A 22183-nucleotide genomic window follows, 5' to 3' on the forward strand; every position below is an offset into this window, starting at 1 on the left:
GCGCCAGGTCCGAATAAAGACGCACAAAACGGTTCCCGTCCGATGACCGGTGCCAGCTACCTGGAGTCCCTGCGGGACGGGCGCGAGGTCTACATCCACGGCGAACGGGTCGCGGACGTCACCGCGCACCCCGCGTTCCGCAACAGCGCCCGCTCGCTCGCGCAGCTCTACGACGTGCTGCACGCACCGGAGTCCCGCGGCGTGCTGAGCGTCCCCACCGACACCGGCAACGGCGGCTTCACCCACCCGTTCTTCAAGACCGCCAGGAGCTCCGAGGACCTGGTCGCCGCCCGCGACGCGATCGTCGCCTGGCAGCGCCTGGTGTACGGCTGGATGGGCCGCACCCCCGACTACAAGGCCGCGTTCTTCGGGACGTTGGAGGCCAACGCGGACTTCTACGGGCCGTTCAAGGACAACGCGCGCCAGTGGTACCGCCGGGCCCAGGAGCAGGTGCTCTTCTTCAACCACGCGATCGTCCACCCGCCGGTGGACCGCGACCGGCCCGCCGACCGGACGGCCGACGTCTGCGTGCACGTGGAGGAGGAGACCGACGCCGGGCTGGTGGTGTCCGGCGCCAAGGTCGTGGCGACGTCCTCCGCGCTGACCAACGCCAACCTCATCGCGCACATGGGCCTGCCGCTGCGGGACAAGCGGTTCGGCGCGATGTTCACGGTCCCGATGAACGCCCCCGGCCTGAAGCTGTTCTGCCGCACCTCCTACGAGATGCACGCCGCCCTGCTGGGCAGCCCCTTCGACTACCCGCTCTCCAGCCGGCTGGACGAGAACGACTCGATCATGGTCCTGGACCGGGTGCTGGTCCCCTGGGAGAACGTGTTCTCCTACGACGCGGTGTCGGCCAACGTGTTCGCCACCCGCTCCGGCTTCCTGGAGCGCTTCACCTTCCACGGCTGCACCCGGCTCGCGGTGAAGCTGGACTTCATCGCCGGGTGCCTGCTGAAGGCCGTCGAGGTCACCGGCACCTCCGGCTTCCGCGGCGTCCAGGCGCAGATCGGCGAGGTGCTCAACTGGCGCGACATGTTCTGGGGCATGTCCGACGCGATGGCGAAGTCGCCCACCCCGTGGCACAACGGCGCCGTCCAGCCCAACCTCAACTACGGCCTGGCGTACCGGACGTTCATGGGCATCGGCTATCCGCGGATCAAGGAGATCATCCAGCAGACCGTCGGCAGCGGTCTGATCTACCTCAACTCGCACTCCAGCGACTGGAAGAACCCGCAGATCCGCCCGTACCTGGACCGCTATCTGCGCGGCTCGCGCGGCGTCGAGGCGGTGGACCGGGTCAAGCTGCTGAAGCTGCTGTGGGACGCGGTCGGCACCGAGTTCGCCGGCCGGCACGAGCTGTACGAGCGGAACTACGGCGGCGACCACGAGGGCATCCGCGTGCAGACCCTGCTGAGCTACCAGGCGCGCGGCCAGGCCGACTCCCTCAAGGGGTTCGCGGACCAGTGCCTGTCCGAGTACGACCTCGACGGCTGGACCCGGCCGGACCTGTTCGGCCCGGAGGACCTGCCGCGCCTGGCCACCGGGGGCTGACGCGGTGACCGCGCAACCGCTCCAGGGCATCCTCGCCACGGTGGGCAGCACCCCGCTGGTGGAGCTCACCCAGTTCACCGCGGCGTACGGCCTCCCCTTCCGGGTGTTCGCCAAGGTCGAGCGCTTCAACCCCGGCGGCAGCATCAAGGACCGCTCGGCGCTCAGCATGCTGCGCGAGGCCCTGCGCACCGGCGAGGTGGTCCCCGGCCGGACCACGGTGATCGAGTCCAGCTCCGGCAACCTCGCCATCGGCATCGCCCAGATCTGCTGCTACTACGGCCTGCGGTTCGTCTGCGTCGTGGACGCCCGCACCACCGAGCAGAACCTGGCGATCCTGCGCGCCTACCGCGCCGAGGTCGAGGTGGTCACCGAGCCCGACCCGGCGTCCGGCGAGTACCTGCCGCAACGGCTGCGCCGGGTGGCGCAGTTGGCCGCGGCGCTGCCCGACTCCTATGTGCCGGGCCAGTACGGCAACCCGTTCAACCCCCGGGCGCACCTGGAGACCATGGGCGAGATCGACCGGGCCCTGGACGGCGCGGTGGACTACCTGTTCTGCGCGGCCGGCACCACGGGCACGCTGAACGGCTGCGCCGCGTACGTGCGCCAGCACGCCCTGCCGACGACGGTGGTCGCGGTGGACGCGGTGGGCAGCCGGATCTTCGGCTCACCGGCGGCCTGCCCCCGGCTCATCCCCGGGCACGGCGCCGCCGTGGTGCCGGCGCTCTTCGACCCCACGGCCGCCGACCGCGTGGTGCACGTCGGCGATCTGGAGGCGGTGGTCGGCTGCCGGCGGCTGGTGCGGCACGAGGCGCTGCTCGCCGGCGGCTCCTCCGGCGCCCTGGTCGCCGCGCTGACCAGGACCGCGCCGGACATCCCGCCCGGGGCCTCCTGCGTGCTGGTGCTGCCGGACGGCGGCGACCGCTATCTCGACACCATCTACTCCGACGCCTGGGTGCGTCACCACTTCGGCGAGGTCTCGCACCTGTGGGCGGAACCGGCCTCGCCCGACGCGAAGGAGACCGTCCCTTGCTGATCATCCGCCATGCCGAGGTCGCCGACCTCCTGCGGGGCCGGGAGCAGCGCGTGCTGTCCCTGGTGGGCGAGACCTACCGACTGCACGACGAGGGCCGCACCGCCCTGCCGCACTCGGTGTTCCTGCGCTTCCCGGACCGCCCCCGGGACCGGATCATCGGCCTGCCCGCCTACGTGGGCGGCACCGACGCCGCCGCCGGGATGAAGTGGATCGCCAGCTTCCCCGGCAACGTCGCCGACGGCCGGGCCCGCGCCAGCGCCGCCCTGCTGCTGAACTCCATGGCGGACGGCACCCCGGAGGCGCTGATCGAGGCGTCGCTGATCTCGGCCCAACGCACCGCGGCCTCCGCCGCGTTGGCCGCCGCCCAGCTCGTCACCGACCCGGCGCCGCACGGCCTGGCCCTGATCGGCACCGGCCCGATCAACCACGAGGTGCTGCGCTTCGCCAAGGCCCAACTCCCGTCCCTGCGCGAGGTGGTGGTCTTCGACCTGGACCCGGCGCGGGCCGCGGCCTTCGCCGACCGGGCCGGCGCGCTGGCGCCCGACGTCACCGTCACCGTCGCCGAGCGGGTGGAACAGGCCCTCGGCGCGCACCCGCTGGTCTCCCTCGCGACCTCCGCGGGCGAGCCCCACCTGGACCTGGCCGCCTGCGAGCCGGGCACGACCGTGCTGCACGTCTCGCTCCGCGACCTGACCGTCGAGGCGGTCCTCGGCGCCCAGAACGTGGTCGACGACGCCGACCACGTGTGCCGCGAGCGCACCAGCCTCCACCTGGCCGAACTGGCCACCGGCAACCGGGACTTCATCGACGCCTCCCTGGGCGCCCTGCTGCGCGGCACCGCCCCGTTCCACCGGGACCCGCGGCGGACCGCGGTCTTCTCCCCCTTCGGCCTCGGCGTCCTCGACCTCGCCCTGGCCCGCTGGGTCCGCGACCGGGCCCGGGCGGACGGCCTGGGCACCCGCGTCGAGGGCTTCCTGCCGTAGCCGCCCCACCGCAACGCCGACTGCCGTGCCCCCGTCCGGATCACGGGGGGCACGGCAGTCGGCGTTCGGGCCGGTGCGTCCCGGCCGCGGCGGTCAGATCCCCACCAGCAGCGCGTTGTGGCGGATCTCCTCGATCAGCGCGGCCTGCCGCAGCGAGCCCTCCTGCTGCTCGGTGACGTCCCGCTCGCCGAGCACCGCGCCGACGAAGGTGTCGATCACGTTGGCGAACTGGTGGTCGGCGGGCAGCACGAACTGCTCGGCGTGGTCCTGCCGTTCGATCCGCATCACCGGCTGGTAGGTCTCCGGCGGGGTGAACGCCCGGTCCAGGGTGAGGCGTCCGGTGCTGCCGGAGAGGCTGTAGGTGTTGCGGTAGGAGTGCTCCATGCCGAACGTCAGCTGGGCCGGGACGCCCTGGGGCGTGCAGAGCAGCACGCTGCCGGACATCACCACGCCGCGCTCCCGGTCGTGCCGGAACACCGCGCCGGCCACCTTGAGTTCGCTGCCGAGGAAGAACTGCGCCGCCCGCACCGGGTAGCCCCCGAAGTCCAGGAAGGCGCCGCCGCCGACGTCGCGCTGGTAGCGGATGTCGCCCACCGGCTTCGGCGGGATGGTGAACGCGCTGGAGAAACAGCGCAGTTCGCCGATGGCGCCCTCGGCCAGGGCCTTGTGCACGGCGGTGTGCTGGGAGTGGTAGAGGAACATGTAGTTCTCCAGCAGCACCAGGCCCCGCTCGCGGGCCCGGGCCAGCAGCCGGCGGGTGTCCTCGTGGCCGGCCGTCAGCGGCTTCTCGACCAGGACGTGCTTGCCCGCGTCCAGGGCCCGTTCGACCCATGCCGCGTGCAGCAGGCCGGGCAGCGGGATGTAGACGGCGTCGACGTCGTCCCGGTCCAGCAGGGCGTCGTAGCCTTCCAGCGGCGCGCCGCCGAAGCGGTCGGTGAACCGCGCCGCGGACCGCCGCTCCCGGCTGGCGACCGCCGTGATCCGCACCGCGCCGTTGCCCTCCATGGCCGGGAGGGTCCGCCGCCAGGCGATGTCCGCACACCCCATGACCCCGATGCGCAGTCGATCGCTCGTGCTCTTAAACATGTGGGAGAACTCCGCTCAGCGTGGGAAGCGTGGGATGGGAAGAAGGGGAGCGCATCGCCCGCGCCGCGGGGCGTCAGGCGTCGGCCGAGCGCTTTCCCAGCGCCGCGTAGTGGGCCAGGCACTCCTCATAGGTGGGAAGCAGCCCCTGCGCGACCGCCTCGGCCAGGGTGGGCGCCGTGGCGTCCTTCTCCGACATGACCGGCGGTTCGGTGAGGCCCCAGGGGATGCCGATGTCCGGGTCCAGGGGGTTGACCTCGATCATCGTGCCGGGGACGTACGCCTCCGAGCACAGGTAGTTCATGCAGGCGTTGTCGGTGAGGGTCAGGAAGGCGTGGCCGATGCCGTCGGCCAGGTACACCGCGGTGCCCGACTCCTCGTCCTGCGGCGTCACGTCGTAGGCGCCGAAGGTGGGCGAGCCCACCCGCAGGTCCACCGCGACGTCCAGCACCGCGCCGCGCACGCAGGTGACCAACTTGGCCTGACCGGGCGGCAGGAAGGTGCTGTGGATGCCGCGCATGGTGTTCCGGCGGCTGACGGAGTAGTTCGCCTGCCCGACGGTGAAGGGATGGCCGATGATCTCCGTGAGCGTCTCGGCCCGGAACGCCTCGAAGAACGAACCGCGCAGGTCCGGGATCTTGTTGGGGACGATGCGATACGCCCCCTTGATTGACATTTCGGTAACTCGTGCCGCATCAAACATGGCCCACCGCTCTGAAGGGGTCGCTAGGTGTCGAAACGCTACGCATCGCCCGGCCGCCGCCCGCTCACGCGAGGCTCAGCAGGCAGGCGAGCAGCGAGCGGGCCTCGATGTTGAGGTAGTGGCCGTGGCGCAGGAGGTCGGTGAGCTGCCGCGCCGTCATCCAGCACAGCTGCGGGTCCACGTCGAGCGGGAAGTCCTCGCCGACCTCGACGATCTGATAGCGGGTCAGCGCGTGGTGGAACCGCCCGCCCTCCTCCGAGAGGACCTGGTCGTAGCGGGTGGTACCGCCGCCGGGCCGCAGGGCCTCCCGCAGGACGTCCTCCTGGACGGCGTCCAGGCCCTGGCCGGGGTGCAGATGCACCGTCGGCGCCATCTCCACCTGGTCCATCAGCCCGTACTCCGGCCGGGCCCGCACCAGCAGGTGGAGCACCCCGTCGATGGCGCGGGCCAGGAACACCGCCCGGCCCTCGCCCCGCGGGTACAGCAGCGGCTGCGTCCAGCGGGTGACCTCCCGGGTGCCGGCCGCGACCCGCACCGCGATGATGCGGAAGTTCTCCGCGCCCTCGTCGGTGATCTCCCAGTCGTCGCGCTTCCATCCGGCCACGTCCGCCAGCGGCACCAGCCGGGCGCTCCAGTCGCAGCGGGTCTTCGCCTCGGTGAACCAGCTCAGGATGGCGCCCGCGCTGTCCGGCACGAACGGGCTCCGCACCGCGCCCCGGTACTGGTACGAGCGCACCAGGGCGTCCCGGAACGCCTCGCCGCTGCGCCCCTCGGTCTCGTCCGGGAGCATGAACGGCAGGCACGACAGCACCGTGCGGGCGTCCATGTTGACGAGGTTGTCCACCGCCATCAGCCCGCGGAGCTGGTCCATGGTGAGCCAGCAGAAGTCCTCGTGCAGCGGCACGTCCCCGGTCGCCAGCACCACCATGTTCCGGTTGCGCTTGCGCCAGAACCAGGCGCCCTGCTCGGACTGGAGGACGTCCACCAGCACCTGGCCGCGTCGCGGCCCGGTGAAGTGCTCCAAGTACCGGGTGCCGGCGCCCTGGTGGACCTTCATGTAGTTGCTGCGGGTCGCCTGCACGGTCGGCGAGAGCTGGATGGTGTTGGCGTTCCCCGGCTCCATCTTGGCCTGCATCAGGCAGTGCAGGACGCCGTCGAACTCCTTGACCAGGATGCCGAGGATGCCGATCTCCGGCTGGTTGATGACCGGTTGGGACCACAGCTCCGGGCCGGCGTTGCCGCCGGCGCGGACCCGGAGCCCCTCGACGGTGAAGAACCGCCCGCTGGCGTGGCCGAGATTACCGGTCCCCGGGTCGAACTCCCAGGCGTCCAGCTCGTGGAAGGGGATGCGCTCCACCGAGAACCCGCCCGCCCGGCGGCGCTCGGCCCACCAGGCGTGGAACTCGGCGGTGGACAGAAGGCTCACCTCGGTCAGAGCCTTCCCATGACGTCGAACACCGCGTCGATGACCCGCTCCTGCTCCGCGTCGGTCAGCGACGGGTACATCGGCAGCGAGAAGATCTCCTCGGCGACCCGGCTGGTGACCGGCAGCGCGTCCTTGGCGTAGCCGAGGTGGGCGAAGCCGGACTGGGTGTGCACCGGCCACGGGTAGCTGATGTTCAGCGCGATGTCGTGCGCCTTGAGCCCCTCCAGGAGCTGGTCCCGGCGCGGGTGGCGGCAGACGTAGACGTAGTAGACGTGGTCGTTGCCCGGCGCGGTCACCGGGGTGACCAGGTCGGTGCCGGCGAACGCCGCCGCGTACCGGTCGGCGATGGACCGGCGGCGGGCGACGTAGTCGTCGAGGCGGGTGAGCTTGCGGCGCAGGATCTCCGCCTGCACCTCGTCGAGGCGGGCGTTGTGGCCGGGCGTCTCGACGACGTAGTAGCGGTCCTCCATGCCGTAGAAGCGCAGCCGCCGCAGCCGGGCGTCGACCGCCGCGTCGTCGGTCACCGTGGCGCCGGCGTCGCCGTACGCGCCGAGCACCTTGGTCGGGTAGAAGGAGAACGCCGCGGCGTCGCCCATCGTTCCGGCGAGCCGGCCGTGGTGGCGGGCGCCGTGCGCCTGCGCGCAGTCCTCCAGGACGACCAGGCCGTGCTGGGCGGCCAGCTCCCTGAGCGGCGCCATGTCGACGCACTGGCCGTACAGGTGCACCGGGAGCAGGCAGCGGGTGCGCGGGGTGAGGGCCGCGGCGACCTGGTCGACCTCCATCAGGTACGTGTCGGGGTCCACGTCGACGAAGACCGGGGTGGCACCGACGGCGTCGATCGCGATGACGGTGGGCGCCGCGGTGTTGGAGACCGTGATCACCTCGTCCCCGGGGCCGACGCCCAGGGCGCGCAGGCCCAGGACGATGGCGTTGGTGCCGTTGTCGACGCCGACGCAGTGGCCGAGGCCGTGGTAGTCGGCGAACTCCCGCTCGAAGCCCTTGACGCTCTTCCCCAGCACCAACTGCCCGGAGCCGAACACCGTGTCCACCGCGTCGAGAATGTCCGCGCGTTCCTTGTCGTACTCCGGCAGGTAACCCCACACATGCTGGGTCATCGCGGCACGTCACCTCCAACAGGGTTGCCGTCAGGATTGAAGAGTTGGCCGTGGGGGAGCGGACGCCGCCCGGCCCCGTCAGCCGATCTGCTTGAGCAGGGGCGCACCGTGGGTGTTCCAGTCGTCACGGTGGACGGCGAGGAGGTGGACGTCCCACAACCTGCCGTGGAAATACGTGTGGTCGGGCAGCACCGCCTCGGCGCGCACCAGGTCGGCGGTGGCCGCCCCGAGGCCCAGCGCGGCGGCGTCCGGCGACGTCCGGTGGACGTAGACCTTGCGCAGCCGCCACATGGCGAAGGCGAAGTTGATCGTCAACGCGTGCACGTCGCCCGCGAGTTCGGCGGCCGCCGGCCCGGCGAGGTGGACCTCGATCCGGGCGTGCCCGGCGGACGTGGCGGTGGACACCGTGCTGAGTCCGACGACCTCGTCGGTGTCCTTGTCGTGGACCAGGAAGCACGCCGAGAGCCCCTCGCCGAAATTCTTGACGAAGGCGTCCAGTAGCGGAAGTCCCGCGGCCCCCAGTGCGAAGAGGATCCGGTATGCCTCGGGGGCGTCCTGCGGACCGGCCGGTCGCAGGTGGACCCGGTCGGTCTCGGTGTGCGGAAACAACATTGGCCAGCTACCTCTTTCGCCGTGGTTGACCCGGACCACCGGCCCGCCGTAAATCCCTTGATTTCTGCACCGATTTGTATACGGCGGGGAATGCGCGGGGCAATGCGTGGGCCGGCTTTGAATCCGGTCGACCAAGGCCCTGGAAGCACCGGACGCTAGGCCGCCGCACGGCCGGCGGTCAAGCGGCGACCAGCGCGGAAGCGGCGGTTGTCTCGCCGGCGGGACGGCCGGCCGGCAATGCCGCCCGCACCGCATTGCCCACCGGATGCGGCGCGGGCTACGGTCGCCCCGATCGGCCTTAGGACTTTCATTCCGTTCGGCCCCGGCCCGCCCCACGGCGGATGAATTTCGACCGCGCGAGCGGCCAAGGAGCGTAGACGAAAACCATGTTGGAAAACGCCATCGCCACCGACAGCAGCGCCCCGACCTTCCTCGACGAATTCACCGAGTTGATTCGCCGGACCGCCGCCACGATCTGCGCCGAGCAGCCCGATGTGCCGGAGCCGGAAGAACTGCGCGACCTGGATTCGTTCTCCATGGTCCAGGTCCTGCTCGACCTGGAGAACGAGCTGGAGCTGAAGGTCCTCGAAGAGCTGGAGGGCTTCGAGGGCCGCACGTTCCGCGAGATCGCCGAGCACATCGCCGGCATCGCCGAACGCAACGGCAGCTACGCCGAGTTCCAGGCGGCGGTCAAGCGCATCATCGCGGACTGACCGCGCCCGCCCACCGTCCCGCCCGCCCCCGACCCTGGGAACCCGCATGGACGACCACAGCAGCGACCCCACCTACCGCGTGGTCCGCAACGACGAGGACCAGCACTCGATCTGGTGGGCCGACCGGCCGCTGCCGGCCGGCTGGTACGCCGAGGGGACCGAAGGCAGCCGCGAGGAGTGCCTGCGCCACATCGACACGGTGTGGACCGACATGCGCCCGCTGAGCCTGCGCCGCCGGATGGCACGGTCCGCCGCCGACTGAACCGCCCACGGGGCGCCCCCCTTTCCCGCCCGCGCGGCGACGCTGCCTTAGGAGCATCTGTGAACGACTGGACGCCGTCGGCCGTTTCGCCCCCCGGGTGGGCGTCCGGGGACTCCGGTGCGCCGGGCGCGGCGGGGCCGCTCCCCCTGTTGCCCGCCCTGATCGCGGCGCAGGCCGCGGCCACGCCCGACGCGGTCGCCGTCGAGGCGCTCCCCGCCGGCCGGGCCGCCCTCACCTACGGCGCGCTGGACCGGCGGGCCAACCAACTGGCGCACCGGCTGGGGTCGTTGGGCATCGGCCCGGGGAGCCTGGTCGGCGTGGCCCTGCGCCGCGGCCCCGACCTGGTGGTGGCCCTGCTGGCGGTGTGGCGGGCGGGCGCCGCGTACGTGCCGCTGGACCCGGACCACCCCGCCGAGCGCCTCGCCTGGACACTGGCGGACACCCGGGCCCCGCTGGTCCTGACCGACCGCGCCGCCCGGAGTGCCCTCCCGGCCCGCGACGGCACCCGTCTGCTCGTGCTCGACGAGCCCAACGAGTCCGTGGACAAGGCCGGTTCGCCGTTCCCGGACACCGCGCCCGAGCTACCCGGCGGCCCCGCGCAGGCCGCCCGGCGGGCCGCCTACGTGCTCTACACCTCCGGCTCCACCGGCCGCCCCAAGGGCGTCGTCGTCCCGCACGGGGGGATCGCCAACCGGGTGCGCTGGCTGGCGTCCCGGCACGGACTCGGCCCGGCGGACCGGGTGTTGCAGAAGACCACGATCGGCTTCGACGCCGCCGGGCTGGAGCTGTTCGCGCCGCTGCTCGGCGGCGGCACGGTGGTGCTCGCCCCACACGGCGTCGAGCGGGACCCGGCGGCGCTGCTCGACGCGGTGGCCGCCGGCCGCGTCACCGTCCTCCAGGCCGTCCCCTCGGTGCTGCGCGCGCTGGTGAGCGCGCCGGGCTGGGCGGGCTGCGACGCGCTGCGGCTGCTGTTCAGCGCCGGCGAGCCGCTGCACGCGGAGCTGTGCCACCGGCTGCTCGCCCGGGTGCCGCAGGTGGAGATCTGGAACACCTACGGGCCCACCGAGTGCTCCGTGGACCTCACCGAGCACCGCTTCGACCCGGCCCAGACCACCGGCCCGGTACCGATCGGCCGGCCCCTCGGGGGCGTGCGGGCCCTGGTCCTGGACCCACGGGGGCGCCCGGTGCCGGCCGGCGGCACCGGCGAGCTGTACGCCGCCGGGGCCGGGGTCGCCACCGGCTACCTCGGCCGGCCCGCGCTGACCGCCGAGCGGTTCGTCCCGGACCCCTCCGGGCCGCCCGGCGCGCGGATGTACCGCACCGGCGACCGCGTCCGCCTGGGCGCCGACGGCACGTTGGCATACCTGGGCCGCCTGGACCAGCAGCTCAAGGTCAACGGCGTGCGGATCGAGCCCGGCGAGGTGGAGGCCGCGCTGGTCGCCCACCCGGGCGTGGACGGCGTGGTCGTCGGCGCGGCCCCGGACCGCGCGGGCGGGCAGCGGCTGGTCGCCTGGGTGCAGCCGCGCGGGGCCGCCCCGACGCCGGCGGAGCTGCGCGCGTTCGCCCGCCGCACCCTCCCGGACCCGCTGGTGCCGGCCGTCTTCGTGCCGGTCACCGGCTTCCCCCGCACCGCCAGCGGCAAGACCGACCGGGCCGCGCTGCCGGACCCCGGCCCCGGCGACGACGGCGGCGCCGGGCACGTCCCGCCGCGCGACGCCGCCGAACGGGCCGTCGCCCGGGCCTGGGAGGCGACCCTGGAGCTGCCGGCCGGGACGGTCGGCGCGCACGACGACTTCTTCCAACGCGGCGGCTCCTCCCTCCACTTGGGCCAGCTCGCCGGCCGGCTCACCGCCGCCGCCGGCCGCCGGATCGAGCTGCGCGCGCTGTTCTCCGCCCTCACCGTCGCCGAGCAGGCGGCGCTCCTGGGCGACGCGGACCGGCCGGACGAGGCCCGTGAGGCGTCACCTGACGGCGATGACCCGGTCGTTGCCGTGCCCCGCACCGGCGGGCTGCCGCTGTCGCACGGGCAGCACGGGCTCTGGCTGCTGGAGCAGTTGCGGCCGGGCAGCCCCGAATGGGCCGACCTGGTGTGGATCCGGCTGCCCGACGCGTGGACCGAGGAGACCGTCCGCACCGCCCTCGGGCACCTGGCCGACCGCCACGAGATCCTGCGCACCCGTTACGAGGTGCGCGACGCCGACCCCGTCCAGGTCGTGGACGCGCCGGGCGGCCCGGTGGAGTTGCGGGTCGCCGCGGCCGCCGACGCCGACGCGGTGCGCGCGGCGGCCCGCGCGGAGCTGGGCCGCGGCTTCGACCTGGCGCGCGGCCCGGTGTGGCGGGCCCTGCTGCTGCGCACCGCCGGCGGCGGCCAGGCCCTGCTGCTGGGCATCCACCACCTCGCCTGCGACGGCTGGTCCTCGGTCCTCCTGGAGCGCGACCTGCTGGCCCTGGGGGCGGCGGTGCACACCGGCGGCCGGCCCGCCCTGCCCGAGGTCACGGTGCAGTACGCCGACCACGCCGCCTGGCAGCGCCGCCGCACCGCGGCCGACGATTCCGCGCTCGGCACCCAACTGGCCTACTGGCAAAGGATGTTGGACGGCGCCACTCCGCTGGAGCTGCCGTCGGACCGCCCCCGCCCCGCCGAGCGCGACGGCCGCGGGGCGCTGCACACCTTCGCGGTGCCCGCCGCCCTGACCGAACGGCTCGCCGCGCTGGGCCGGGAGACCGGCGCCACCCTCCAGCAGACGCTGCTGGCCGCGTTCGCCGCGCTGCTCGGGCGGCTCTCCGGGCGCGCGGACTTCACCCTCGGCATGCCCGTCGCGGGCCGGCACCGCCCCGAAGTGGCGCGGACCGTCGGCTACTTCCTCAACACCCTGGTGGTGCGGTGCCGCCCGGACGCCGAGGACACCGTGGCGGACGCCGTCGCCGCGGTGCGCGACACCGTGCTGGACGCCCTGGCCCACCAGGACCTGCCGTTCGCGCACCTGGTCCGCGCGCTGCACCCGGAGCGCGACCCGTCGCGCACCCCGCTCTACCAGGTGATGTTCGACTTCCACGAGGAGGGCCGGACCGGCACCGCGCTCCGCGAGGACGACCTGGCGGCGTTCCGGGCCGCCTGGCGGTCCGCCCGTACCGACCTCACCTTCGTCGTCCAACGGCAGTCCGACGGCTCCCTGTTGGGTCAGGTCGAGTACGCCACCGCGCTCTTCGACCCGGCCACCGTGGAACGGCTGGCCGCCTGCTGGGTGCGCCTGCTGGAGTCCTTCGCCGCCGACCCCGCCGGGCGGCTGGGCGACGCCGAGCTGCTGCCCGGCGCCGAGCGCGCCCGTCTGCTCGCCCTCGGCGCCGCCGTCCCGGCCACCAACGACGCCCCCGACGGCTGCGTGGCCACCGCCTTCGCCGCGGCCGCGCGCCGCACCCCCGACGCCGTCGCCGTCGTCTGCGGCGACGAACAGTGGCGCTACGCCGAACTGCTGGACCGCGCCACCTGGTTCGGGGAGCGGCTGCGCGCCCTGGGGGCCGGCCCGGAGAGCGCCGTCGCCGTGCTGCTGCCCCGCTCCCCCGACCTGCTGGCCTGCCTGCTCGGCTGCTGGCGGGCGGGCGCCGCGTACGTGCCGCTGGACCCGGCCTCGCCCGACGCCCGGCTGGCCCATGTCCTCGCCGACTCCCGGTCCGTGGTGCTGGTCTCGGACCCGGCGGGCGGCGCCCGGCTGGCCCCGCACCACCGGGGCGCCCACCTCACCGTCGGCGCCACCGACGCCGGCCCCGACGACGCACCGACCGCGACGGTCAGCGCGGCCGAGGCCGCCCGGCGCGACCCCGCCCGGCTCGCGTACGTCCTCTACACCTCGGGCTCCACCGGCCGCCCCAAGGGCGTCGGCGTCGAACACCGTTCCCTGCTGCGGCTGTTGGAAGCCTCCCGGGACCACCTGGAGTTCGGCCCGGACAACGCCTGGCTCGCGCTCGCCCCGGCCTCCTTCGACATCTCCCTCACCGAACTGGTGATGCCGCTGCTGGCGGGCGGCCGGGTGGTGCTCGCCCGGGACCACGAGACCGCCGACTACCCGGCGCTGGTGGAGCTGATCGACCGGGCCGGCGTCACCCACCTCCAGGCCGTCCACCCGCAGTGGCGGCTGCTCCGCGACAGCGGCCTCGGCGACCGCCCGCTGGTCGGCCAGACCGGCGGCGAGCCCTGCCCGCCCGACCTCGCCCGCGACCTGGCCCGCGGCCTGAAGCGGTTCGTCAACGAGTACGGTCCGACCGAGGCCACCATCGCCGCGACCCGTTGGACCGTGCCCGAGACCGCCGCCGAACTGGCCATCGGACGGCCCTACCCGCACGTCGCCGCCCGCGTCCTGGACGCCCGGCTGCGCCCCGTCCCGCCGGGCACCGTCGGCGAACTGTGCCTGGGCGGCCGGGGGTTGGCCCGCGGCTACGTGGGCCGGCCGGCGCTCACCGCCGAGCGCTTCGTGCCCGACCCGTACGGGCCACCGGGCGCCCGGCTGTACCGCACCGGCGACCTGGCCCGGATGCTGCCCGACGGCACCCTGGTCTTCGCCGGGCGCGCCGACGGCCAGGTCAAGATCCGCGGGCGGCGGGTGGAGACCGGCGAGGTGGCGGCGGTGCTGGCCGACCATCCGGCGGTGGCCGAGGCGGTGGTGGTCGCCCACGGGACCGGCGAGGAGGCCCGGTTGGTCGGCTACTGCGTCCCGGCCGGCGACCGACTCCCGGGCCGGGCGGCGCTGTTGGACCACTGCGCCCGGCAGTTGCCCGGCTACATGCTGCCCACCCTCGTGGTGGAGCTCGACGCCCTGCCGCTGACCCGCCACCACAAGGTCGACCTGGCCGCGCTGCCGGCCCCGGACCTGGCCGCGGTGGCCGACGACGTCCCGCACGCCGCCCCCGAGGGCCCGCTGGAGGAGGCCGTCGCCGACGTCTGGCGGGCGGTGCTGACCGGGCCCGACGGCCGCGCCCCGCGGATCGGCGCCCGGCACGACTTCTTCCGGCTCGGCGGCGACTCGATCCGGGCCGCCCGGGTCATGGCCCTGCTCCGGGACGCCTACGACGTCGCGCTGCCGCTGCGCACCCTCTTCGACCGGCCCACCGTGGCCGGGCTCGCCGCCGCCGTCGAGGACGCGGTACGCGCCGAGATCGCGTCACTGAGCGATGCCGAGCTGGCCGCCGCACACAGGGAGTACGACGAATGACCGAACCCGCCGCCACCCCCGCGGACGCCACGTCGGCCGCGGCGCTGCGCGCGGAGCTGCTGCGCCGGCGCCTGTCCGGGGCCGCTCCCCGGGCCCGCCGGGACCTCCCGCGCGTCCCCCGCGGCGAGCCGCTGCCGCTCTCCGCGGGCCAGCGCCAACTGTGGTTCCTGCACCAGCTCGACCCGGCCGCGCCGGAGTACCTGCTGCCGGTGGCGTACCGGCTGCGCGGCCCGCTGGACGAGGCCGCCCTGCGCCGGGCCCTGGACCGGCTCGCCGCGCGCCACGAGATCCTGCGCACCCGCTACGTCCTGGTCGGCACCGAGCCCCGGCAGGTGATCGACCCGCCGGGCCCGGTGGACTTCGCCGTGTCCGACCGCACGGGCCTGCCCGCGGACGCCCGGGAGTCGGCCGCGTCGGAGCACGCCGAGGAGGCGGCGCTGACACCGTTCGACCTCGCCGAGCAGGCCCCGCTGCGGGTCCGCCTGGTCCGCTTCGCCGCCGACGACCACCTGCTGGTGCTGGTGCTGCACCACATCGCCTGTGACGCCGCCACCCGCCCGCTGCTGCTGCGCGAGCTCTCCGCGCTCCTCGCCGCGCAGCCGCGCGGCGAGGAGCCGGCGCTCGCCCCGGAGCCGGTGCAGTACGCCGACTACGCCGCCTGGCTCACCGCGCACCAGGACGGCCCCGAGGTGCGCGCCGAACTCGACTGGTGGCGCGGCGCGTTGGCCGGCCTGAGCTCACTGGACCTGCCCACCGACCGGCCGCGCCCCGCGGTGCGGTCCTGGCGCGGCGCGCAGGAGCGCTTCACCGTCCCGGCGCCGGTCGCCGAGCGGTTGCGGGCGCTGGCCGCCGCGCACGGCGCCACCCCGTTCATGGTGCTGCTCACCGCCTTCCAGGCGCTGCTGGCCCGGCACACCGGCACCCCGGACGTGGCCGTCGGCACCGCCGTCTCGGCGCGCAACCGGCCGGAGCTGGCCACCATGGCCGGCTACGCCTACAACAGCCTGGTCCTGCGGGCCACTTGGGCGGGCGGGGAGCCGTTCGGCGAACTGCTGGAGCGGGGCCGGGAGGCGGTGCTGGCCGCCTTCGACCACCCGTCGGTGCCCTTCGACCGGCTCGCCGACGCGCTGGAGCCGGAGCGCGACCTGTCCACCACCCCGGTCTTCCAGGTCATGTTCGACCTGACCCGGGCCGACGGGACGGAGCCCCTGGACCTGCCGGGCGTCTCGGCGACCGAGGTCGAGGTGCCGACCCGCACCGCCCGCTTCGACCTCACCATGCACCTCCAGGAGCGCCCCGACGGCTCGTTCGCGGGCGCGCTGGAGTACGCCACCGCCCTGTTCGACGCCGCCACCGCCCGCCGGCTCGCCGGCCACTACACCCGGCTGCTGACCGCCGCCACCGCGGACCCGGACACCCCCGTCCCCGAACTGGACCTCTTCGACGAGCCGGAGCGCGCCCTGCTGTTGGACGGCCCCGCCGAGCCCGTCGGCACCAGCACCCCGCTCGACCCCGAAGCGCTGCGCCCCGTCCACGAGGTCATCGCCCGGCGGGCCGCGGCGGACCCGGAGGCGACCGCGGTGCTGCACGGCGGCCGCCGCACGACCTACCGCGAACTCGACGCGCTCGCCGACCGGATGGGCCACCGGCTGCGCGACCTGGGCGCCGGCCCCGAGGACACCGTCGGCGTGCTGCTGGACCGCGGCCCGGAGCTGGTGGCCGCGCTGCTGGCCATCTGGCGCACCGGCGCCGCCTACGTCCCGCTGGACCCCGGATACCCGGACGACCGGCTGGCGTTCATGCTCGCCGACACCGGCTCCCGGCTCGTCGTCACCGAGCGCCGGCACACCGCGCGGCTGGCCGGCACCGCGGCCCGGCGGGTGGTGCTCGACGAGGACGCCGAGCGCGCAGCACTGGAGCGCTGCCCGGCCACCCCGCTCGCCCCGCCCGCCGGCGGCCACGACCCCGACCACCTCGCCTACGTCATCTACACCTCCGGCTCCACCGGCCGCCCCAAGGGCGTGCTGATCACCCACCGGGGGCTCGCCAACTACCTCGGCTGGACCGTCGACGCGTACGCGAGCGCCGGCACCGGCGGCGCCCCGCTGTTCTCCTCGGTCGCCTTCGACCTCGGCGTACCCGACCTGTTCACCCCGCTGATGACCGGCCAGCCGGTCCACCTGCTCGACCAGGACTTCGAGATCACCGAGCTGGGCCGGCTGCTGATGGCGCACGCCCCGTACGCGTTCGTCAAGCTCACCCCCGGCCATCTGGACCTGCTCACCCAGCAGTTGACGGAGGAGGAGCGGGCCGGCCTGGCCGGGCTGGTGATCGCGGCCGGCGACGCCTTCACCGGACGGCTCGCCGACCGGTGGCTGAGCGCCGCGGAGGCCGGCGGCACCCGGCTCGCCGCCGAGTACGGCCCCACCGAGATCACCGTCGGCAACTCCGCCTACTTCGTCGACGGCCCCCAGGACGTCGAGCTGGTCTCCATCGGCCGGGCGCTGCCCAACACCACCATGCGGGTGCTGGACCCGCGGTTGCGGCCGGTGCCGCTGGGCGCCGTCGGCGAGGTGTGCATCGGCGGGGTCGGCCTGGCCCGCGGCTACGCCGGCCGCCCCGGCCTGACCGCGGAGCGCTTCCTGCCCGACCCCTACGGGCCGCCCGGGTCCCGGCTGTACCGCACCGGCGACCTGGCCCGCGTCCTGCCCGACGGCAACCTCGACTTCGTCTCCCGCGTCGACCACCAGGTCAAGCTGCGCGGCTACCGGATCGAGCCGGGCGAGATCGAGACCGTGCTGACCGCGGACGCCGCGGTCGCCGAGGCCGTCGCGCTGGTGCGCGAGGACGCGCCGGGCGACAAGCGACTGGTCGCCTATCTCGTGCCGGCCGCCGGCGCGGACGCCGCGGCGCTCGCCCCGGCCCGGCTCCGCGGCCTGCTCGGCGCCCACCTGCCCGACTACATGGTGCCGGCCGCGTTCGTCACCCTCGACGCGCTGCCGCTGACCGCCAACGGCAAGCTGGACCGCACCGCGCTGCCCGCCCCGGACCGGGCCGCCACCGCGGTCGGCGCGCACGTCGCCCCGCGCGACGACGACGAGCGCGCGATGGCCGCGCTCTGGTCCGAGGTCCTGGGCCTGAACCGGATCGGCGTGCACGACAACTTCTTCGACCTGGGCGGCGATTCGCTGCGCGCGGTCGCACTGGCCGGCGCGCTGCGCGAGGCCGGCCTGGCGGTGGCGGTGCGCGACCTGTTCGAGCACCGCACCGTGGCCCGGCTGTGCCGGGCGGTCCGGGACGGCGCACTGGCCGGCGGGCCGGGCTTCCAACCGGTCGCCCGCTTCGCGCTGCTCGACGCCGAGGAGCGGGCCGCGCTGCCCGCCGACGTCGTCGACGCCTATCCGCTCTCCCGCACCCAGGCCGGGATGTTCGTCGAGATGTTCCGGGACGGCGACGTGCACCGGTACCACAACATCACCTCGTTCCGGATCCGCGACCCGCACCCCTTCGACCCGGCGGCCTTCCGCGCCGCCGCCGACCTGGTCGTGGCCCGCCACGAGGCGATGCGGACCTCGTTCGCGCTCACCGGGTACCGCCGGCCGCTCCAGCTCGTGCACGCGCGCGCCACGATGCCCTACGCCCACCGGGACCTGCGGCACCTGCCGGCGGGCGAACGGTGGCCGGCGCTGGTGGAGTTCGCCGACGCCGACCGGCACCGCCTGCTCGACCCCGCCCGGGCCCCGCTGATGCGGATGGCCACCCACCTCCTGGACGACGACGGCTGGTGGCTGTCGATCACCGAGGGGCACCCGGCCATCGAGGGCTGGAGCTACCACAACCAGCTGATGGAGCTGCTCGGCGCCTACCACCGGCTGCGCGCGGGCCGCGCGCCCGAACCGGCCCCGCCGACGCCCGCGGTCCGCTACGCCGACTTCATCGCCGCCGAACTGCGCGCCCTCGACGACGAGGGCGACCGCGCCTACTGGCACCAACTCCTGGACTCCCACGAGAAGTTCGAGGTCCCGTCCGGCTGGGCCGGCGACCCGCGAGGGCCCGCCGAGCGGTACCGCATCGACCTGCCGCTCACCGACCTGGCGCCCGGACTGCGCGCGCTGGCGTCGGCGGCCGGGGTGCCGTACAAGAGCGTGCTGCACGCGGCGCACAGCAAGGTGCTGGGCCTGCTCACCCGCCAACCCGCCTTCCGCGGCGGCCTGGTGGCCGACGCCCGGCCCGAGGTGCGGGGCGCCGAGCGGGTCTCCGGCATGTACCTCAACTCCGTGCCGTTCCCCTACCGGCGCACCGCCCGGACCTGGGGCGAGCTGGCCCAACAGGTCTTCGCCGCCGAGGTGGAGCTCTGGCCGCACCGGCGGTTCCCGATGCCGGCGATGCGCCGCCCCGGCGACCCGCACCCGATCGACGTGCTCTTCCACTACCTGGACTTCCACCAGGTGGACACCGACCTCGTCGACCCGTTCGCCACCCGCGACGACAGCCCCAACGAGTTCCCGGTGGTCGTCGGCACCCCGCTGCGCGACCACCTCACCCTCGCCTCCGACACCCGCACCCTGCGCCGGGACCGCGCCGACCGGCTGGCCCGGCTCTACCTCGCGGTCCTCACCGACATGGCCACCGGCGGCCCGGACGGCGACGCGCGCCGCGGCTACCCCGAGGACGGGGAGTCGGGCCGCGCACTCGCCGCCCTGCCGGCCGCCCCCGCGCCCCTCGACGACGTCCTGACCGCCTTCGAGGCGCAGGTCGCCCGCACCCCGGACGCGCTCGCCGTCACCGCCCCCGGCGCCCGCCTGCGCTACGCCGAACTGGACGCCCGGGCCACCGCGTTGGCCCGACGACTGCGGCGGCACGGCGCCGGGCCGGAGGACCGTATCGGGGTGCTCCTGGAGCGCGGGCCGGCCCTCCTCGTCACCCTGCTCGCCGTCTGGAAGGCCGGCGCCGCCTATGTGCCGGGCGACCCGGACACGCCAAACGCCCGGCTGTCGGCCCTGTTCACCGGAGCCGGCTGCCGCCTGGTCGTCACCGAGGACGCGCACGCGGGCCGGGCCGGCGGTCTCGCGGAACTGCACGTGAACGCACCGGACGCGCCCGGGGAGGCCGGGGACGACCACCCGCCGGCGCCCGACCTCGCGCCGGACCGCCTCGCCTACGTGCTGCACACCTCCGGCTCCACCGGCGCCCCCAAGGGCGTCGCGGTCGAACACCGGGCGCTGGCCCACTACCTGGGCTGGGCCGTCCACGCCTACGCCCAGGACGGGCCGGCCGACGCCCCGTTCTTCACCTCCGTCGGCGCCGACCTCGGCGTCCCCGCGCTCTTCGTCCCGCTGCTGACCGGCGGCACGGTGCGGCTGCTGCCGCCGCGGTGGGCGCCGGAGGAGCTCGGGCGGCTGCTGGCCGACGGCGCCCCACACACCTTCGTCGGCCTGACCCCCGGCCATCTCGCGCTGCTCGAACAGCAGCTCTCCGACGCCGAACTCGGCGGCCTGGCGGCCCTGTTGGTGTGTGCCGGCGACGCCTACCCGGCCGGGCAGGCCGCCCGGGTCGCGGACCGGATCGCCGCCGGCGGCGGCCGGACGCGCCTGGCCGCGGAGTACGGGCCGACCGAGGCGACGGTGGCCGCGGCCGCGCACCGCACGACCGGCCGGGAGCGGCGCCCGCTGGTGCCGCTGGGCCGGGCGCTGCCGGGCACCACACTGCGCGTCCTGGACGACCGCCTCGCGCCGGTGCCCGACGGCACCGTCGGCGAGGTGCACCTCGGCGGCCCCGGGCTCGCCCGCGGCTATGCGGACCAACCCGGCCTGACCGCAGGTCACTTCGTGCCCGACCCCTACGGGCCGCCCGGGTCCCGGCTCTACCGCACCGGCGACCTGGCCCGCGTCCTGCCCGACGGGGCGCTGGAGTTCACCGGGCGGGTCGGCCGCCAGCTCAAGGTGCGCGGCCACCGCGTCGAGCCCGCCGAGATCGAGGCGACGCTCGCCGCCGACCCGCGGGTCCGCGAGGCCCGCGTGGCCGCGCTCCCGGACGCCGCCGGCGCACCCCGCCTGACCGCCTGGGTGGTGCCCGCCCCCGGCCGCCCGCCGCGCCCCGCGGAGCTCGCCTCCCGGCTGCGGACGCTCCTGCCGGCCCCGCTCGTCCCCGCCGCCTACCGGATCGTCGGGGCGCTGCCGCTGACGGCGCACGGCAAGTACGACCGGACCGGCGCCCCCGCGGCCGACACGCACCGGGCGGACACCGCGGTCCGGGCCCCCTACGTGGCGCCCCGGACCGACACCGAGCGGCGGCTCGCCGAGGTGTGGCGGGCGGCCCTCGGCCTCGACCGGGTCGGCGTCCACGACGCCTTCGGCGACCTGGGCGGCGACTCCCTCCTGGTGCTGCGCGTACTGGCCGGCGCCCGCGCCGCCGGGCTCCCCCTCGATCCGGCCACCGCGCTGGCCCACCCCACCCTCGCCGAGCTGGCCGACGCCCTCGACACCACCCCTCCGGGAGACCACTGATGCCCAAGGACGCCCGCACCGTGCGCCACCTGATATCCCTCGACGACCTCACCGACGCCGACCTGCGCCACCTGGTCGGCCGGGGCGCCGCGTTCGCCGCCGGCACCGCCGACGCCGGCCGGCCGCTCGACGGCCTGGTCACCGGCGTCTACTTCGCCAAGACCTCCACCCGCACCCGGACCGCGTTCTCCGCCGGCACGCTGCGGCTGGGCGGCTCCCTGCTCTCCTACGGCCCGGGCGACCTGCAGACCAACACCGGCGAGACGAGCGAGGACACCGGCCGGGTGCTCTCCCGGATGCTGGACGTGCTGGTCGCGCGCACCGCCGGGGACCCCCAGGAGATGCGGGCCTGGGCGCGCCAGCGCCGGATGGCGGTGGTCAACGCGATGAGCGCCGAGGAGCACCCCACCCAGGCCCTGACCGACCTGACCACGCTGTACCAGCACTTCGGCCGCATCGACGGGCTGCGCGTGCTCTACCTGGGCGAGGGCAACAACACCGCGACCGCCCTGGCACTGGCCCTGACCCGTTACCCGGGCGTGGAGTTGGAGCTGCGCACCCCGCCCGGCTACGGGCTCCCCGCCGCGATCGCCGAGAAGGCGGCGCGGCAGGCCGCGGCCAGTGGGGCGGTGCTGCGCGAGCGCCACACCATGGACGGGCTGCCGGCCGACCTCGACGTCGTCTACACCGCGCGCTGGCAGACCACCGGCACCGCCAAGGCCGACCCCGACTGGCGCACCGCGTTCGCCCCGTTCCAGGTCCGCGCGGAGCTGTGGGCCGACAGCCCGAAGGCGGTGTTCCTGCACGACCTGCCCGCCCACCGGGGTGAGGAGGTCACCGCCGAGGTCCTCGACGGGCCCATGAGCCTGGCCTTCGAGCAGGCCGAGAACAAGATGCACTCCGCGATGGCGGTCCTGGAGTGGTGCCGCGGCGGCGACGAGGGCTGAACTGCCGCTCTCCCGGAGCCCGTTCCCGGCACGACGCGC

The 22183-nt window shown here is 74.9% G+C and carries 13 protein-coding genes; 8 read left to right on the top strand and 5 right to left on the bottom strand.

The window, feature by feature from the left end; genetic code table 11:
• Positions 1-42 precede the first annotated feature (42 nt).
• From ACIQU6_RS33565 to sbnB, 3 genes are read left to right on the top strand one after another with little or no spacing between them, the layout of a single operon-like run.
• A complete protein-coding gene (locus tag ACIQU6_RS33565; RefSeq protein ID WP_403485511.1) occupies positions 43-1554 on the top strand; it encodes a 4-hydroxyphenylacetate 3-hydroxylase N-terminal domain-containing protein in 1512 nt (503 codons plus the stop codon).
• 4 nt (positions 1555-1558) lie between these two features.
• The gene (gene sbnA, locus ACIQU6_RS33570) at positions 1559-2587 is read left to right on the top strand and encodes a 2,3-diaminopropionate biosynthesis protein SbnA (protein ID WP_403485512.1); all 1029 of its coding nucleotides are present in this window, start codon (positions 1559-1561) and stop codon (positions 2585-2587) included.
• Entirely contained in the window at positions 2581-3570 is a 990-nt protein-coding gene (gene sbnB, locus ACIQU6_RS33575) for a 2,3-diaminopropionate biosynthesis protein SbnB (protein WP_403485513.1), read from the top strand. Before sbnA ends, sbnB begins: the two co-directional genes overlap by 7 nt.
• 93 nt (positions 3571-3663) lie before the next feature.
• On the opposite strand, the gene ACIQU6_RS33580 is transcribed toward sbnB, so the two are convergent.
• The 5 genes from ACIQU6_RS33580 to ACIQU6_RS33600 form a co-directional block, all read right to left on the bottom strand.
• Positions 3664-4656: a Gfo/Idh/MocA family protein gene (locus ACIQU6_RS33580; protein WP_403485514.1), complete on the bottom strand. Its 993-nt coding sequence runs from the start codon at positions 4654-4656 to the stop codon at positions 3664-3666.
• Between the two features lie 73 nt (positions 4657-4729).
• Positions 4730-5329, bottom strand: a complete 600-nt coding sequence (locus ACIQU6_RS33585; protein WP_403485515.1) for a dTDP-4-dehydrorhamnose 3,5-epimerase family protein — start codon at positions 5327-5329, stop codon at positions 4730-4732.
• Positions 5330-5420: 91 nt separating this feature from the next.
• Entirely contained in the window at positions 5421-6782 is a 1362-nt protein-coding gene (locus ACIQU6_RS33590) for an NDP-hexose 2,3-dehydratase family protein (protein ID WP_403485516.1), read from the bottom strand.
• A 5-nt stretch (positions 6783-6787) separates the two neighbouring features.
• The gene (locus tag ACIQU6_RS33595; RefSeq protein WP_403485517.1) at positions 6788-7897 is read right to left on the bottom strand and encodes a DegT/DnrJ/EryC1/StrS family aminotransferase; all 1110 of its coding nucleotides are present in this window, start codon (positions 7895-7897) and stop codon (positions 6788-6790) included.
• 78 nt (positions 7898-7975) lie between these two features.
• Positions 7976-8509 (bottom strand): GNAT family N-acetyltransferase, encoded by a 534-nt coding sequence (locus ACIQU6_RS33600; protein ID WP_403485518.1) that lies wholly within the window; start codon positions 8507-8509, stop codon positions 7976-7978.
• A 386-nt stretch (positions 8510-8895) separates the two neighbouring features.
• Between ACIQU6_RS33600 and ACIQU6_RS33605 the strand changes: the two genes are divergently transcribed.
• Genes ACIQU6_RS33605 through ACIQU6_RS33625 form a run of 5 tightly spaced genes read left to right on the top strand, consistent with a single transcriptional unit; the run spans position 8896 to position 22144 of the window.
• On the top strand, positions 8896-9222 hold the full coding sequence (locus ACIQU6_RS33605) for a hypothetical protein (protein WP_403485519.1): 327 nt from the start codon (positions 8896-8898) through the stop codon (positions 9220-9222).
• A 46-nt stretch (positions 9223-9268) separates the two neighbouring features.
• A complete protein-coding gene (locus ACIQU6_RS33610; RefSeq protein ID WP_403485520.1) occupies positions 9269-9484 on the top strand; it encodes an MbtH family protein in 216 nt (71 codons plus the stop codon).
• Between the two features lie 59 nt (positions 9485-9543).
• Positions 9544-14691: an amino acid adenylation domain-containing protein gene (locus ACIQU6_RS33615; RefSeq protein ID WP_403485521.1), complete on the top strand. Its 5148-nt coding sequence runs from the start codon at positions 9544-9546 to the stop codon at positions 14689-14691.
• Positions 14688-21197 (top strand): amino acid adenylation domain-containing protein, encoded by a 6510-nt coding sequence (locus ACIQU6_RS33620; protein WP_403485522.1) that lies wholly within the window; start codon positions 14688-14690, stop codon positions 21195-21197. Before ACIQU6_RS33615 ends, ACIQU6_RS33620 begins: the two co-directional genes overlap by 4 nt.
• Entirely contained in the window at positions 21197-22144 is a 948-nt protein-coding gene (locus tag ACIQU6_RS33625) for an ornithine carbamoyltransferase (protein ID WP_403485523.1), read from the top strand. The genes ACIQU6_RS33620 and ACIQU6_RS33625 overlap by 1 nt, the downstream gene beginning before the upstream one ends.
• The last annotated feature ends 39 nt before the right edge of the window (positions 22145-22183 follow it).

The sequence above is a fragment of the Streptomyces sp. NPDC090442 genome (assembly GCF_044769405.1).
Classification (GTDB): Bacteria; Actinomycetota; Actinomycetes; order Streptomycetales; family Streptomycetaceae; genus Streptomyces.

Bases quoted from the DNA above. Each gene is read 5' to 3' on its own strand.
- ACIQU6_RS33580 (WP_403485514.1), bottom strand. From the start codon at position 4,656: ATGTTTAAGAGCACGAGCGATCGACTGCGCATCGGGGTCATGGGGTGT.
- ACIQU6_RS33625 (WP_403485523.1), top strand. From the start codon at position 21,197: ATGCCCAAGGACGCCCGCACCGTGCGCCACCTGATATCCCTCGACGAC.
- ACIQU6_RS33585 (WP_403485515.1), bottom strand. From the start codon at position 5,329: ATGTCAATCAAGGGGGCGTATCGCATCGTCCCCAACAAGATCCCGGAC.
- ACIQU6_RS33620 (WP_403485522.1), top strand. From the start codon at position 14,688: ATGACCGAACCCGCCGCCACCCCCGCGGACGCCACGTCGGCCGCGGCG.
- ACIQU6_RS33600 (WP_403485518.1), bottom strand. From the start codon at position 8,509: ATGTTGTTTCCGCACACCGAGACCGACCGGGTCCACCTGCGACCGGCC.
- ACIQU6_RS33605 (WP_403485519.1), top strand. From the start codon at position 8,896: ATGTTGGAAAACGCCATCGCCACCGACAGCAGCGCCCCGACCTTCCTC.
- ACIQU6_RS33595 (WP_403485517.1), bottom strand. From the start codon at position 7,897: ATGACCCAGCATGTGTGGGGTTACCTGCCGGAGTACGACAAGGAACGC.
- ACIQU6_RS33565 (WP_403485511.1), top strand. From the start codon at position 43: ATGACCGGTGCCAGCTACCTGGAGTCCCTGCGGGACGGGCGCGAGGTC.
- ACIQU6_RS33610 (WP_403485520.1), top strand. From the start codon at position 9,269: ATGGACGACCACAGCAGCGACCCCACCTACCGCGTGGTCCGCAACGAC.